Source organism: Flavobacterium sp. LB2P53 (genome assembly GCF_003970305.1).
Taxonomy (GTDB): Bacteria; Bacteroidota; Bacteroidia; order Flavobacteriales; family Flavobacteriaceae; genus Flavobacterium.
Genome location: NZ_RYDG01000003.1, coordinates 157,579 through 171,848 on the forward strand (window position 1 = coordinate 157,579; position 14,270 = coordinate 171,848).

Sequence of the window (14,270 nt, forward strand, 5' to 3'; positions counted from 1 at the left end):
AAAAACGGATACTGACTACTTATTTTGGGTTAAAAACCAAAAATGGAATAATCATTTCTTCTAATGAAATACCCCCGTGCTGATACGTATTTTTGTAATAACTCACATAATGATTGTAGTTGTTGACATAGGCCAAAAATAAATCATTTTTTGCAAAAATATACGAACTGCTCATATTTATGGTAGGCAAACCAATATTTTTTGGTTCTTTCACAGCATAAACATCTTTGTGTTCGTATGTCAAACTGCGTCCGGTTTTATACCGCAAGTTCAAACTAGTGTTTTTGTCACCTACCACTTTCGATGGGTTTTTTACGTTTATCGTTCCGTGATCCGTGGTCAAAATCAATTTGAAACCCATTTTTTGAGCTTGTTGAATGATTTCTAAAAGTGGAGAATTCTTAAACCAGCTCAAGGTCAGCGAACGATACGCTTTATCATCAGAGGCCAGTTCTTTTACGACATCCATCTCTGTTTTGGCATGGGAAAGCATGTCTACAAAGTTATATACAACAGTTACTAAATCATTATCTTTTAGTGCTTTAAATCCCTCTGATAATTTTTTTCCGCTGGCAAGACTTGTTATTTTAAAATAATCTTCCTTGATATTCAAACCCAATCTTTTTAGTTGCGCCGTCAAAAATTCGGCTTCAAAAAGGTTCTTTCCGCCTTCCTCCGGGTCGTTTTTCCAGTATTTCGGAAACTGTTTTTCCATTTCCAGCGGGGTTAAACCGGAGAAAATAGCGTTTCGCGCATATTGTGTCGCCGTAGGAAGAATAGAATAGTAAGGCACTTCTTTTTCCAGTTTATAGTAATTTCCTACTACACTTTCAAAGGTTTTCCACTGGTCATAGCGCAGATTGTCAATTACGACAAACAAAATAGGCTTGTCTTTTTTCTGGAGTTCAGGAAGCACTAATTCTTTGAATAAGGTGTGAGATTGAACCGGTTTATCGGCCTTTGGAGCAAACCAATCCTCATAATTGCGCTCTATGAATTTTCCGAACTGGGAATTGGCTTCTGTTTTCTGGGATTCCAAAATTTCAATCATGCTCTGATCGTCTATATTTTCCAATTCCAGTTCCCAAAAAATCAATTTCTTGTACAATTCAATCCAGTCTTCATAGGAATTCACCATCGCCATTTCCATGGTGATTTTTCTAAATTCTTTCTGATAATCCAGCGTTGTTTTTTGAGAAATCAATCGGGAATGATCCAGATTTTTCTTCAAACTCAACAAAATCTGATTTGGATTCACGGGTTTGATCAAATAATCGGCAATTTTTGACCCTATGGCTTCCTCCATAATGTATTCTTCCTCGCTTTTCGTAATCATAATCATGGGAACCGAAGATTTTTTCTCCTTCATTTCTGACAGCGTTTCCAAACCACTCATTCCAGGCATATTTTCATCCAGAAAAATAATATCAAAATTGTTTTCTTCAAAAATTCCAATGGCGTCAAGTCCGTTGTTACAGGTCGTAACCTCGTAATTTTTCTTTTCCAGAAATAATATATGTGGTTTCAAAAGGTCGATTTCATCATCTACCCAAAGTATTTTTATTTTATCCATAAGTTGTAGTAACAGGTGTTCGAAAGAACTAAATTAAAGTGGCAAATTACATTTTTTTGGAATTGCTATCTGCTAATGTTATTATAATTTTTTAACATATTTACGTTATAATTTTTAAAATTACAATTCACTTTAATTCTGTTTTAAGTTAATTTTTTGGTGTACCTAATCGTTCGTAAACTCCGTCCGGGTCTGACTGTACGCTATATTTTAGATGAAATTTGAGCTATATAATACATGTGTTTGGTATTGTTTTCGCCTAATCTAATGGCAAATTTATCATTTAAAACCAGCACACCACTTACCGTGTTATCTAAAAACTCCTTCGTGACAGGCTTTTTTAACCTAGATTCGTTGTGAATAGGTTTGATATCCATAATAAATTGATTAAATTTCGGAATTGATTAGTCAATCGGAGCGGTACATTAGGCTCGTATTGCTAAAAAATTGAAACTGATGGTTATACAATTGAATGTGATATTCTGTTGTACGATACTCCATTCATGTTGTGTATCGCTTACTCTGTTATTTCTTTTATTTTTAAGAGAAAATATTTTAAAAACAGAATCTAAGCCGTTAAAAAAAAGACTAATGAAAGAAGTTACAGATATTTTAAAAGCCTATTCAACAGCCAAAGCGAGTGGAAAAAAAACAGCATTGGCAACAGTGGTCAAAGTAGAAGGCTCTTCTTACCGTCAGCCGGGCGCACGCATGCTTGTAACAGAAGACGGTATTTTGACCGGTGCTATTAGCGGCGGATGCCTTGAAGGCGATGCCTTGCGAAAAGCACTGCTGGCCATACACCAAAAACAAAATAAGCTAATTACCTACGATACCAGTGATGAAAGCGATTCTGATTTTGGAGTGCAATTAGGATGCAACGGAATTGTCCATATTCTTTTTGAATACATCGATGAATGTGCAGTATGTAATCCGATTTACTTGTTGGAACAATCGGTAGCAGAACGCAAAGAAGCCGTGGTTTTGACCTTGTTTTCCTTGGAGCGGAATACTGTACAAATAGGGACTGTATTAGTGTACCGAGAAGATCTGGTGATTAGTCAAAGAACTGATTTAAAGGCATTGCATGTAGCTTTCAAGGAAGTACTTTATAGCAAATCATCGATTATAAAAAAAATACAGCTAGAAGATCATGAACATGAAGCTTTAATCGAATACATCCCACTCCCAGTTTCGCTAGTACTTGCCGGTGCAGGAAATGATGCGCAACCATTAGTAAAAATGGCTAATTTATTAGGTTGGGAAGTACTTGTAGGTGACGGAAGAGCAACACATTCAACCGCAAAACGTTTTCCAGAAGCCAAGCAAATACTTGTAACCAAGCCACTGCAATTAGTAGAAAACAGCAGCATTGACTCCCGGACTTTCTTTGTCCTGATGACGCATAACTACAAATATGATCTGGAAGTTTTAAAATTGCTTTTGGAAACTGATTGTATGTACATCGGAATATTAGGTCCAAAGACAAAACTGAACCGCATGTTTGATGATTTGAGCGCCGAAGGAATTGTGGTAACTAAAGCACAGCTGGATCGAATCTATGGTCCGATAGGCCTTGATATTGGTGCGGAAACATCAGAAGAAATAGCGCTTTCTGTTGTAGCAGAAATAAAAGCAGTGATGGAAGGAAAAACGGCGAACTCGCTCAAACACAAAAAAAATAAAATACATCCTGCTACGAATGGGATTAAAAATACTTGATTATGATAAAAGACACATTCGGACGCGTTCACGACTATCTCAGGATTTCACTGACTGATAATTGCAATCTACGCTGTTTTTATTGCATGCCAGAAGAAAATTATGCCTTTGCACCAGCCTCTAAATTAATGCAGGTTGAAGAGATCGAAACCATCGCCAAATTATTCGTGGCCAATGGCGTAAAAAAAATTCGCCTGACCGGAGGCGAACCTTTGGTACGAAAAGACGCTCCACGGATTATAGAATCTTTGGGAAAATTAGGAGTTGAACTCGCTATTACTACCAATGGCGTGCGGATAAATGAAATGCTAGACGAGCTTTTAGCGGCAAATATTAAGGCGATAAATATCAGCTTAGATACTTTGCAAGCCGATAAATTTTTGAAAATTACCCGAAGAGATTTGTATCATCGTGTCAGAAGTAATATCGAATTGCTGTTGCAGCACGGGATTCGTGTGAAAATAAATGTGGTTGTGATGAAAGGCCTCAACGAGAACGAAATTCTGGATTTTATAGCACTGACCCAACACAATACAATCGAAGTACGGTTTATCGAATTCATGCCTTTCAGTGGTAATAACTGGACGAGTAACCAAGTTTTTACCCTGCAAGAGATTTTGTTGAAAGTCGCTTCAAAATATGATGTCCTTCCGGTGCAGCCCGAACCCAACGATACCTCAAAAAAATATATGATTCCGGGTCATGTGGGTTCCTTTGCTGTAATTAGTACAATGAGTTCTCCTTTTTGTGAAACTTGCAACCGCATGCGACTGACGGCTGATGGAAAATTAAAAAATTGCTTATTCTCTAAAGAGGAAACCGATTTGCTTGGCGCTTTACGTGCCGGTCAAGAAATTTTGCCTTTGATAGAAGACACTATTATGGCTAAGGCCAAAGCTTTAGGAGGTCAATTTAGTGGCGTTTTTGAAGATATAGATGCCAGTAAACTTAAAAATAGAAGTATGATTACAATAGGCGGCTGATGGAAAATAAAACAGGAATAGTACTATTGGCAGCGGGGAGTTCCTCGCGCTTGGGTCGGCCCAAACAGTTACTTGAATTTAATGGTAAAACCTTACTTTTTCATACTGTAGAACAAATACTCGAAGTAAGCACTAAAGCGATTGTTGTAATGGGTTCAAAGAACACCGCTATTGAAAAAGAAGTTAATTCGGTTTTAATTTGCCGAAATCCTGATTGGCAAAAAGGCATGGGGTCTTCGATAAGCAAAGGCTTGGAGGAGTTGCTGCTTGTTAATTTAGACATTGAGCACTGCATTTTGGCCGTTTGTGACCAGCCTCATATTGATGCTGCTGTTTTCCGCAGTTTAATTGAAAAGCATAAAAAAACCGGAAAAGGTATTATTGCCTCTAGTTATGCCAATACGATGGGAACTCCCGTTTTGTTCAGCAGAAAATACTTTACTGAGCTAATGCAGCTTTCTGGTAATGCCGGAGCCCGAAAAATGATTGAAAAATACAAAAAAGATGTGGCCAGCATTCCCTTTGAAAAAGGGGCTGTTGATATCGACACTATAGAAGATTACGAACAACTGATCCATCCCAAATGATTTCTGTAAAAGAAGCAAAACAACTAATTATGGGCGCAGCTTTGACAAAAAAAAGTGAGCTCGTCGCACTCCTATATGCTCATGGACAAGTGACCGCAAGAGACATTCAAGCCATGATAGACATTCCAAATTTTCATCAATCTTCCATGGATGGTTATGCTATCAAATATGAAGATAAGGACAGTCTTCTTACCATTATAGGAGAAATGGCGGCTGGTACGAGTAGACAACTGGTACTTAATAAAGGTGAGGCTACGAGAATATTTACCGGCGCTCCTTTGCCGGAGGGAGCTGATACCGTAGTAATGCAAGAACGGATATGCCTTGAAAACGGAAAACTACTAGTTGAAGACCAGACACTTTTGAAAGGAGCAAATGTAAGACTAAAAGGAGCAGAGGTTGAAAGCGGAGTCATTGCCATGGCGGCTGAAACTTATCTTTCCCCGGCAGCAGTAGGCTTTCTAGCCGGAATAGGCTGTGCGGAAGTTTGGGTATATTCACCTCCAAAAGTGGCTATTATCCTTACCGGAAATGAATTGCAAGAACCAGGTAGGCCTTTAGATTTTGGTCAGGTTTATGAAGCCAATTCCGTTCAGTTAAAAGCAGTTTTAAATAAAATTGGCGTCAGAGATATTACAGTACAAACTGCTGAAGATCAGATTGAAGTATTACAGGACGTTTTGCAAAAAGCGCTTGACACTCATGATATTGTTCTTTTGAACGGTGGCGTTAGTGTGGGCGATTATGATTTTGTGCCTCTTGTGGCGCAGCGGTGTGGTGTCGAGCAACAATTTCACAAAATCAAGCAGAAGCCCGGGAAGCCTTTGTTTTTTGGAACAAAAAAAGACAAATTGATTTTTGGACTTCCTGGAAATCCTTCGTCTTCGCTGACTTGTTTTTACGAGTATGTGTTACCAGTACTTGAAAATCGTATGGGCTTGACTAATAGCTTGACGGAAATTACCGCTAGGGTTACACATGATTATCCTAAAGCTTCGGGATTAACACATTTTCTAAAGGCCTCGTATAGCAATGGAACAGTAACTCCCTTGCATGCACAAGAATCTTTCCGTTTGCACTCTTTTGCTCAGGCGAATTGCTTTATTGTTTTGCCGGAAGAATCAAAAGGTTGCCTAGCCGGAGAAGAAGTTGCCGTTCATCTCCTGCCTGGATAATACTTGTTTCAAAAAAAACAATATTTTTACTATTTATCCCTAACTCATTAAATGAATGTCTATAGAAGTATTTTACATAATTCTTTTTTTTGTTGCTTTCTTATATGCTTCGGTCGGTCATGGTGGTGCCAGTGGCTATCTGGCGCTAATGGCACTTTATGGTATTGCTCCTGAAGAAATGAAACCGACTGCTTTAGTGCTCAATCTTTTCGTTTCTATAACTTCTTTTTCACACTATTATCGCGGTGGGTTTTTCTCAAAGAAAATATTTATTCCAATTGCAGCAATGTCGATTCCCATGGCCTTTATTGGCGGAATGATTACCGTTGAAGAAACGGTTTACAAGCGAATTTTGGGAGTGTTATTGCTTTTTCCTATTCTTCGTTTTTTCTTTTTCAAAAATGTAGAAGATTGTCAATTGAGGCCCCATACTGTTTCCGTAGCAATTATTAGTGGAGGAATCGTGGGCTTGCTGTCGGGAATGATTGGTATTGGAGGAGGTATTTTGCTTTCACCCCTTTTATTACTGTTGCAATGGACCAATCAAAAACAGACTGCGGCCATAAGTGCGGCATTCATATTTGTGAATTCTCTAGCGGGGCTAGGTGGTATGCTCACACGAGGTATTACATTCACGGGAGATATGGCTCTGTTTGTTGGTGTAGCTTTGGTCGGAGGATTTTTGGGTGCTTATTTAGGTTCTAAGAAATTTAATGCTACTATTCTGAAATATGTACTGGCTGTAGTTTTGCTGTTGGCTTCCTATAAATTAGTGTTTTCAAAAGCTTAGTTATATGTAAATTAGGAGTAATTATATTCTTAATAGGTTTAAGTATAGATATAGGATTTTTAAAATTAATTTTGCTTAAATTCAGACACTAGTATTAATGATGATTTATGGCTCATAAATGTTTGATAATTCAGAATCACAACGCGTAATTAAAAAAATATTCAGAACGTTTAGCGGAATTTTGCATTAAGATGTTTTGGATAAAGATAGATTTATTGTAATTTCCCCAAACGCCCGTATTTGAAAAAATCATGAAAAATCAGGCTTAGCAAATATTATCTACATATGAAAATTAAAATTATAGCATTTGGTTCGATTGCAGCGATTATGGGAAAAGAAATTTGCCTGCACGCTACTGACATCGTGTCTATGAAAGAAGCTTTAGAGCAACTTTTTCCAGAATTGTCGGATCGTAAATATGCGGTAGCAGTCAACATGAAATTAGCAGGAACAAATGTTTTATTTGGTCAAAATGATACGGTAGCACTTATGCCACCTTATTCAGGAGGATAATATGGAAAATTATAACGCCCGATATTCCCGCCATTATTCACTTCAAGATTTTGGAACTAAAGGACAGCAAAAACTGGAGAAAGCCAAGGTGCTTGTGATAGGAGCGGGTGGTTTAGGATGTCCCGTCTTGCAGTATCTTGTTGCCTCTGGGATTGGTACCATTGGCATTGTAGATCATGATATCATATCCTTAAGCAACCTGCAACGACAGGTTTTATACACGACGGATGACATTGGTAAAGACAAAGCCACAGTTGCATGCAAAAGACTACTAAGCCTCAATCCTGAAATTAGTATTACGGGCTATGTCATTGCGCTTAGTTCTAAAAATGCAATAAAACTCATCCGTGCCTATGATATTATAGTGGATTGCACTGATAATTTTGCATCCCGCTATTTGATAAACGATGCCTGTGTCTTGTTAGAGAAGCCTTTGGTTTTTGGTGCTATTTATCAATATGAAGGGCAAGTGGCTGTTTTTAATATTGAAGATGAAAATAAGAACAAGACGAACTACCGCCATTTGTTTCCTAAACCTCCAAAACCGGATGAAGTTCAAAATTGCAATGAAGCGGGTGTTTTAGGCGTTTTACCCGGGATCATCGGGTTGATGCAGGCTGGGGAGGTGATTAAATTACTTACAGGAATAGGGGAGGTATTGGTTAATAGACTCCTTACATTCAGTTTGCTTAATTATGAACTGTATGTCATTGAAATTAATATGGAAGTTTCCGTTTCTGATTTGATACCAAAAGATGAAATAACATTCGAAGCCACAGAATATAACTTGCTCTGCGGACTCGCAAGTACCGAAATTGAAACCCTTTCTGTTATTGATTTTTTAGACCAAGTTTCCAATAACGATACTATTGTAATTGATGTCCGGGAAAAGGACGAGCTTCCAAAAGCTGATTTCAAATATTGTGCTCTTCCCTTATCCGGGCTGAGTGAAAAAATTCCAGAAATTAGTGAACGTACGATTCTATTATTCTGCCAAAGTGGAAAACGTAGCTTGATAGCAGGGGCACTTTTATTAGAAAAATTTGGAACTACCAAAAAAATAAGCCACTTAAAAGACGGCATCAATGCATTAAAAGATCTTAAATAATGATCAAAAAAATCAAAAATATTTTCATTGAAGGAGCTATTCCTCCATTATTTATAGCAGATAGCATTGCAAAACATGCGACTAAAAAAAATATTGGAGCGCACAGTATTTTCCTGGGTCAGATTCGGGAAGATGTTGTTGATGGCAAAACAGTGAAAGCTATTGAATATAGTGCTTATGAAGCGATGGCGTTAGAAAAAATGCAGGAAATCAGGGAAGAGCTATTTTCTAAATATGAGTTGAGCTGTATGCATGTGCATCACAGTCTTGGGGTGGTCAATGCGGGTGAAATATGCCTGTTTGTTTTCACTTCTTCTAAGCACAGAAACATTGCCATGGAAGCCTGTAATGAAATTGTAGAACGCGTGAAAGCAGAACTTCAGATTTGGGGAAAAGAAATTTTTAATGACCAATCCCATCAGTGGAAAATAAATAGCTGAATTTAATTTTCGTACTTGGATTAAATCCGATTTAGAACATACTATTTTATGACTTTAATAGCCGTGTTAATTCGGAAACGGTAGTAATTGTCAATTCAATTTCTGCTAAAGTCGTGAATTTTCCTAAGCTAAATCGGATCGAAGATAAGGCATTTTCATTTGTAAGACCCAATGCTTTCAAGACATGTGAAGGTTCTGATGTAACAGCCGAACAGGCCGAACCATTAGAAACGGAAATATTTTGCAAAGCAAGAATAAGATTTTCAGAATTCACGCCTCGAAAGCAAATATTGGTCGTATTGTAAAGACGATTTGTTTGCGAACCATTGACAAAAGATGCGGGTATTTTCAATAGTTCCCTTTCAAGTAAGTCTCGCATTATTGTTATCCTATCTCTGTCCTTTTCCATTTCTAAGCTTGCAATTTCGCAGGCTTTGCCAAGTCCGATGATTCCCGGAACATTTAAAGTACCACTTCGTTTGCTGTTTTGCTGACCACCTCCAGTGATTTGACCCGTTAATTTTGCTTTTATTTTTTTGGAAACAAATAATGCACCGATGCCTTTTGGTCCATAAAATTTATGTGCAGAAAGAGACAGAAGGTCAATGCCTAAATCAACGACATTAATTGGAATTTTTCCTATAGCCTGAGTGGCATCGCACAGGAAATAGGCTCCTTTAGATTTAGCAATTTCCCCGATTTTTTTAATATCCTGGAGTGTCCCCGTTTCGTTATTTGCCATCATGACAATTACTAGTGCAGTTTCTTCGGTCACGGATGCTGTAAGAAGGTCTAGGTCTAAAATACCATCCTTATTGACGCCTAAATAGCTGACTTTGTATCCGATGGTTTCTAGGTGAAGGCAAGTATCTAAAACGGCTTCGTGCTCTGTAATTACAGTAACAATATGTTTGCGTTTTTCGTTTGCAAGTCCTTTGATTGCAAGATTTATTGCTTCTGTTGCACCTGAGGTAAAAATAATGTCGTTTGGTTTTGCTTGAATTAGTTCCGCTGTTTGCCATCTGGCCTGTTCGACTGCTTCTTTCACCGTTAATCCAGCCAGGTGGCTACTGTTTGCATTGGCATAAAAATTAGTGAAATAGGGAAGCATGGCATCAAGCACCCGATCGTCAATACGCGTTGTTGCATTATTATCTAAATAGATTTTTTCTTGGATAAGTGACATTTAAACTAGTGTTGTAAAGTAGGTTTTATGCTTATTTAGTTCTTTTGTGAGTTTTTAAGAATCTGCTTTTGCGGAGCATAGGAATTAAAAAAGAGCTTGTAATTGCTATCACCCTTAAAGGTAAAAAAATAGGGCATTATACCGTTGCCAGACTAAATGGTAATTTTCGTATTCTTTTGCCTGTCAGGTCAAAAATGGCATTTGTCAACGCTGGTGCAAAAGGAGGAAGACCGGGTTCTCCAACTCCGCCTGCATCTTCTTCATTGTCTATAATATACACTTCTATTTGTGGAATATCCGTAATACGAGGCATTGGGTAATCATAAAAATTATTTTGTTCTACTATACCATCCTTAAATGTTATTTCATGTATTGTTGCCGCACCCAGACCCATGACGATGGAACCTTCAACCTGCGCGCGAATAATATCCGGATTTACATACCAGCCACAATCTATGACGGCCCAAACATTATCTATTTTTACACCTCCAGAGGCGTTTTTTGAAACTTTTACAATGTGTCCTACCGTTGATTTGAAACATTCAGTGATGGCTACACCATAGCCTTCATTTTTACTTCTTTTTTTCCAGCCGGAGACTTCTTCCATTTTGTCAATTAGTTTTTGGCATCTCTCATCCTGTAGATGAGCTCTTCTAAAATCCAGCGGATCCGCGCCAGCTTCTACAGCCATTTCATCCATAAAACTTTCAAACGCAAATCCGTTTGTAGAAGCATACACTGAACGCCACCACATTGTTGGTAGTGGTGTTTCAAAGGGAACATCTGAAATGCTTAAATTTTTGATACTCGCATAATAGGGTTCAAGGAATCCTTCGCTGGTACTATCATTAGGAACGTCTTTCTTTCCTCCACTCCAGTGGTCGTTATTTTGGCCTGCCATTCTAAATTTAAGCGCTTCAATTTTCCCGCCTTTTACTACACCTTCACAACGATAAGAGATTCCTGGTCGGTAAGGGCCCTGCTTAAGGTCATCCTCTCGTGTCCAAACTACCTGAACCGGAGCTCCAATTTCTTTTGAAATCAATACCGCTTCATGAGGATAATCGGTAAAGGCTTTTCTTCCAAAACCACCACCGAGGAAAGTCATATTTACAATTACCTTTTCTTTTGCAATTCCCATTTGGGTGCTTATAAAATCCTGAACCCATCCAGGTGCTTGAATCGGACCCCAAATTTCTACAGTATCTCCTTGGAAATTGGCAATACAATTCAGCGGTTCCATACAGCTATGGGATTGGTATGGGGTCTGGTAGATTACATCCAGTTTCTTATTTGATTTTTCTATGATTGCAGTAGGATCACCTTGAGATTTAAGAGGCAATCCTTCCTTCGTTTTTATAAATTCTTCCTGGCGTTTGAATATTTCGGGACTGTTTACATGTTCAAATCCAGTATCATCCCATTCAACTATTAAAGCCTTTTTCCCCTGCATCGCTGCCCAAGTCGAATCAGCCACAACGGCGACTCCTTCCCGAATGGTATTGTGGACCATCATTTTTACCACAAAAATCTGTTTTACCCCTGGTATTTTTTTTGCCACGGAATCATCAAAACTTTTTACTGTTCCACGAAGTCTTGGATTTCGTTCTACGGCTGCATAGAGCATGCCTGGAATCTTTTTATCGAGGCCAAAAATAGCAGTCCCATTTGTTTTCATGGGCGTATCCAAACGGTGTAATGGCTGGCGGATAAGCTTATATTCGGATATTTTTTTGAGTTTAGGATTTTTAGGAGCTTCTAATTTTGAAGCTTGGGTTGCCAGTTCACCATAGTGTTTCTTTTTGCCAGAAGGCCTGTGAATAACATGTCCTGCTTCGGCATAGCAATCGTCAACGGATACATTCCATTGGAGCGCAGCTGCGGCAATCAGCATTTCACGTGCCGTGGCGCTCAATTTTAGTAATTTTTTGTACGCGGATCTTATGGTTGAGCTACCACCAGTAATCTGGTTTCCGTATTTTTTTTCATTTCCTTGGGCAAATACTACGTCTATATCTTTTAAATTCACTTCTAGTTCTTCGGCTATAATTTGCGGAATGGAATGATAGGCACCCTGACCCATTTCGGCACGGTGACTAACTATGGTTACTTTTCCGGAGGTATTGATGAGTATCCAGGCGCACATTTCAATATCAGCTGCTGTTAAATCGGATGGTTTTATTAAAGTTGGAACTGTATCGCCGGGTAAATAAAACCCCATACAAAGAGCAGCCCCACCCAAACCAGTAAGTTTGAGAAAGCTTCGTCTTGTATTTACTAAATTGTTTTTTGAATCCATCATACTTTAGAAATTATTTATTTTACAATACTCTGGTTTAGAAATTATTTGGCGGGAGCATATGCACCGTTATTTAGCCATGTCAGCCATTCTTTTTTAAACTCTGCATGGGTCAGTGGCGGTAGGCTGCGCCCTTCGCCCGGATTCCATCCTGCAAGAACAAAAGCATCATCAGCATGTTTTTTGAGTTTATTAATATCCATATGTCCGTTTTTAGATGGATCCATTAATTGTTTAGCCAGCTGGTGAGCTGTTCTGCCTTCAAAAACCATTTTCATATCAGCAGGTGGCAAGTGCCAGTCTGAATTTCCTGGTGGTGTATGTAATCCAGGTGTATTTTGAGTTTGGTGGCAATTCGTACATTTCATGGCATATAATCCTCTTCCGTCAATACCGCGTTTAGGAGCCATGACATGTAAATGACTGTCTTCTCCTTGCAACGGAACGTCACCAATAGGGTGGCAGTTCACGCAGCGGGGACTCATTAAAACTTTATAAACCTTTTGGAATGCTCTTACAGAGGCAATGCTGTCCTTGATGATTACAGTAGGATTAATATTTATATATTCACTTTCATCCTCGGGTTTTAGTGTCCAGCCTAATGCAACTGCACTAACGAGCAAAAAAAAGAGAATAGCAGCCGTTTTATTTTTTTGGAATGAAGCCATAGTAAATTGATTATGTTAAGAAAGGATTATCTTATAATAAGTTGATTTAGTATATTGAGTATTTTTTTATCCTTTATCTTTTTCTTGTAATTGTACGGCTAAATGAATGGCTTTTCTTACACGCGGATAGGTTCCGCATCGACAAATATTTCCTGACATCGCGTCATCAATATCCTTATCAGTCGGTTTTGGATTTTCTCTCAATAACACTGCAGCTGACATGATTTGGCCGGAATGGCAGTATCCGCATTGGGGTACATCCATTTCATTCCATGCCAGTTGCGCTGGATGGTCATTATGTAAAGACAAGCCTTCAATTGTGGTTATTTTTTTTCCTTCGGCCCTGCTGACTTTAGTTACGCAGGATCGAACTGCTTCTCCATCAAGATGCAACACGCATGCTCCGCACTGTGCAACACCACAACCAAATTTTGTTCCAGTCAGGCCCAGTGTGTCCCTTACTACCCATAGTAGAGGCATGTCCGGACTTACATCAACTTGATAGGTTTTATTATTTACGTTTAATGTTATCATAAGTACTTGAAATTAGATTAAAGATCAATAGACAGTTTCCTGAAAATAGGTAAAAAAATATCTAATGTTTAAACTTACTAAAAAAAATAAAGGTTTTCTAATATTAACACTAAATTTAACGAAAAGTAAATACTGTATTATGATTCTCAACTCACTTTTACTATTGTAAAAATAGGGGTTGCATCTGACAATGAGATAATAAGTACATTTTTGAGGTCTATATTATGGTTTTATTCCTTAAAATTCTGATTTAAATGTGCAGTCCTAGTTATTACTTCGATAATTATATACTTTTACCCAACAACAGAGATTTATAATACTTTGAAAGGACGTAATTAAATACTAAAGCAAATTGAATAATGAAGTTTACAACAATCACTCTTGGAGACAATAAGATAGAAGTTTTTAATTCTTTTATGGCAAAAGAAACTATACTATTAAACGGAAAAATAGTTTCGGAGAAACGTTCTATAGCAGGAGGAACACATCATTTTAAAATAATTGAAAACGATCAAGAAGTAGCGTGCAAATTTATTTTGGGATATGGTGCTAACGGAGTGGTAATGAGTTTATATAAAGACAACAAACCAGTAATTGAGTCCCAAAGAAATATGTTCTTTGGATTCGTATTAATTACGCTTCTTACGTTTGGGTTTGTATTTTTTTATACTTTACTCTTTCACTGAGAAAGT

Annotated in this window: 15 protein-coding genes; 9 read left to right on the forward strand and 6 right to left on the reverse strand. The window is 38.0% G+C overall.

Annotated elements, in window-relative coordinates:
* Nucleotides 1-19: 19 nt before the first annotated feature.
* Complete coding sequence (locus EKL95_RS05430) at nt 20-1,573, reverse strand: PglZ domain-containing protein (protein ID WP_126451530.1); 1,554 nt, start codon at nt 1,571-1,573, stop codon at nt 20-22.
* A gap of 203 nt (nt 1,574-1,776) precedes the next feature.
* Nucleotides 1,777-1,950, reverse strand: a complete 174-nt coding sequence (locus tag EKL95_RS14890) for a hypothetical protein (RefSeq protein WP_156063247.1) — start codon at nt 1,948-1,950, stop codon at nt 1,777-1,779.
* Between the two features lie 214 nt (nt 1,951-2,164).
* Here EKL95_RS14890 and EKL95_RS05435 point away from each other — a divergent pair, with 214 nt between their 5' ends.
* From EKL95_RS05435 to EKL95_RS05470, 8 genes are all read left to right on the forward strand, one after another.
* Nucleotides 2,165-3,295 carry an XdhC family protein gene (locus tag EKL95_RS05435; protein WP_126563716.1) on the forward strand — a complete coding sequence of 377 codons (1,131 nt, stop codon included), beginning with the start codon at nt 2,165-2,167 and terminating at the stop codon, nt 3,293-3,295.
* A gap of 2 nt (nt 3,296-3,297) precedes the next feature.
* Nucleotides 3,298-4,278 (forward strand): GTP 3',8-cyclase MoaA, encoded by a 981-nt coding sequence (moaA, locus tag EKL95_RS05440; protein WP_126459434.1) that lies wholly within the window; start codon nt 3,298-3,300, stop codon nt 4,276-4,278.
* Nucleotides 4,278-4,865, forward strand: coding sequence for an NTP transferase domain-containing protein (locus tag EKL95_RS05445; RefSeq protein WP_126459437.1), 588 nt, complete (start codon nt 4,278-4,280; stop codon nt 4,863-4,865). Before moaA ends, EKL95_RS05445 begins: the two co-directional genes overlap by 1 nt.
* Nucleotides 4,862-6,040 carry a gephyrin-like molybdotransferase Glp gene (gene glp, locus EKL95_RS05450; protein ID WP_126563717.1) on the forward strand — a complete coding sequence of 393 codons (1,179 nt, stop codon included), beginning with the start codon at nt 4,862-4,864 and terminating at the stop codon, nt 6,038-6,040. The genes EKL95_RS05445 and glp overlap by 4 nt, the downstream gene beginning before the upstream one ends.
* 55 nt (nt 6,041-6,095) lie before the next feature.
* Entirely contained in the window at nt 6,096-6,830 is a 735-nt protein-coding gene (locus tag EKL95_RS05455) for a sulfite exporter TauE/SafE family protein (RefSeq protein ID WP_126451535.1), read from the forward strand.
* 285 nt (nt 6,831-7,115) lie between these two features.
* The gene (locus tag EKL95_RS05460) at nt 7,116-7,343 is read left to right on the forward strand and encodes a MoaD/ThiS family protein (protein WP_126553358.1); all 228 of its coding nucleotides are present in this window, start codon (nt 7,116-7,118) and stop codon (nt 7,341-7,343) included.
* Between the two features lies 1 nt (nt 7,344).
* Nucleotides 7,345-8,451 carry a HesA/MoeB/ThiF family protein gene (locus EKL95_RS05465; protein ID WP_126563718.1) on the forward strand — a complete coding sequence of 369 codons (1,107 nt, stop codon included), beginning with the start codon at nt 7,345-7,347 and terminating at the stop codon, nt 8,449-8,451.
* Nucleotides 8,451-8,891 (forward strand): molybdenum cofactor biosynthesis protein MoaE, encoded by a 441-nt coding sequence (locus tag EKL95_RS05470; protein ID WP_126563719.1) that lies wholly within the window; start codon nt 8,451-8,453, stop codon nt 8,889-8,891. Before EKL95_RS05465 ends, EKL95_RS05470 begins: the two co-directional genes overlap by 1 nt.
* Before the next feature lie 46 nt (nt 8,892-8,937).
* On the opposite strand, the gene EKL95_RS05475 is transcribed toward EKL95_RS05470, so the two are convergent.
* The 4 genes from EKL95_RS05475 to EKL95_RS05490 form a co-directional block, all read right to left on the reverse strand.
* Nucleotides 8,938-10,077, reverse strand: coding sequence for a cysteine desulfurase family protein (locus EKL95_RS05475; RefSeq protein WP_126563720.1), 1,140 nt, complete (start codon nt 10,075-10,077; stop codon nt 8,938-8,940).
* A gap of 136 nt (nt 10,078-10,213) precedes the next feature.
* On the reverse strand, nt 10,214-12,379 hold the full coding sequence (locus EKL95_RS05480; RefSeq protein ID WP_199736780.1) for a xanthine dehydrogenase family protein molybdopterin-binding subunit: 2,166 nt from the start codon (nt 12,377-12,379) through the stop codon (nt 10,214-10,216).
* Nucleotides 12,380-12,420: 41 nt separating this feature from the next.
* Nucleotides 12,421-13,044 carry a hypothetical protein gene (locus EKL95_RS05485; protein WP_126563721.1) on the reverse strand — a complete coding sequence of 208 codons (624 nt, stop codon included), beginning with the start codon at nt 13,042-13,044 and terminating at the stop codon, nt 12,421-12,423.
* Between the two features lie 66 nt (nt 13,045-13,110).
* Nucleotides 13,111-13,578 carry a (2Fe-2S)-binding protein gene (locus EKL95_RS05490; RefSeq protein ID WP_126563722.1) on the reverse strand — a complete coding sequence of 156 codons (468 nt, stop codon included), beginning with the start codon at nt 13,576-13,578 and terminating at the stop codon, nt 13,111-13,113.
* A gap of 359 nt (nt 13,579-13,937) precedes the next feature.
* Here EKL95_RS05490 and EKL95_RS05495 point away from each other — a divergent pair, with 359 nt between their 5' ends.
* Nucleotides 13,938-14,264 carry a hypothetical protein gene (locus EKL95_RS05495; RefSeq protein ID WP_126459463.1) on the forward strand — a complete coding sequence of 109 codons (327 nt, stop codon included), beginning with the start codon at nt 13,938-13,940 and terminating at the stop codon, nt 14,262-14,264.
* The last annotated feature ends 6 nt before the right edge of the window (nt 14,265-14,270 follow it).

Coding starts and splice junctions, on each gene's coding strand:
- EKL95_RS05430 (WP_126451530.1), bottom strand. CDS start 1,573: ATGGATAAAATAAAAATACTTTGGGTAGATGATGAAATCGACCTTTTG.
- EKL95_RS14890 (WP_156063247.1), bottom strand. CDS start 1,950: ATGGATATCAAACCTATTCACAACGAATCTAGGTTAAAAAAGCCTGTC.
- EKL95_RS05435 (WP_126563716.1), top strand. CDS start 2,165: ATGAAAGAAGTTACAGATATTTTAAAAGCCTATTCAACAGCCAAAGCG.
- moaA (WP_126459434.1), top strand. CDS start 3,298: ATGATAAAAGACACATTCGGACGCGTTCACGACTATCTCAGGATTTCA.
- EKL95_RS05445 (WP_126459437.1), top strand. CDS start 4,278: ATGGAAAATAAAACAGGAATAGTACTATTGGCAGCGGGGAGTTCCTCG.
- glp (WP_126563717.1), top strand. CDS start 4,862: ATGATTTCTGTAAAAGAAGCAAAACAACTAATTATGGGCGCAGCTTTG.
- EKL95_RS05455 (WP_126451535.1), top strand. CDS start 6,096: ATGTCTATAGAAGTATTTTACATAATTCTTTTTTTTGTTGCTTTCTTA.
- EKL95_RS05460 (WP_126553358.1), top strand. CDS start 7,116: ATGAAAATTAAAATTATAGCATTTGGTTCGATTGCAGCGATTATGGGA.
- EKL95_RS05465 (WP_126563718.1), top strand. CDS start 7,345: ATGGAAAATTATAACGCCCGATATTCCCGCCATTATTCACTTCAAGAT.
- EKL95_RS05470 (WP_126563719.1), top strand. CDS start 8,451: ATGATCAAAAAAATCAAAAATATTTTCATTGAAGGAGCTATTCCTCCA.
- EKL95_RS05475 (WP_126563720.1), bottom strand. CDS start 10,077: ATGTCACTTATCCAAGAAAAAATCTATTTAGATAATAATGCAACAACG.
- EKL95_RS05480 (WP_199736780.1), bottom strand. CDS start 12,379: ATGATGGATTCAAAAAACAATTTAGTAAATACAAGACGAAGCTTTCTC.
- EKL95_RS05485 (WP_126563721.1), bottom strand. CDS start 13,044: ATGGCTTCATTCCAAAAAAATAAAACGGCTGCTATTCTCTTTTTTTTG.
- EKL95_RS05490 (WP_126563722.1), bottom strand. CDS start 13,578: ATGATAACATTAAACGTAAATAATAAAACCTATCAAGTTGATGTAAGT.
- EKL95_RS05495 (WP_126459463.1), top strand. CDS start 13,938: ATGAAGTTTACAACAATCACTCTTGGAGACAATAAGATAGAAGTTTTT.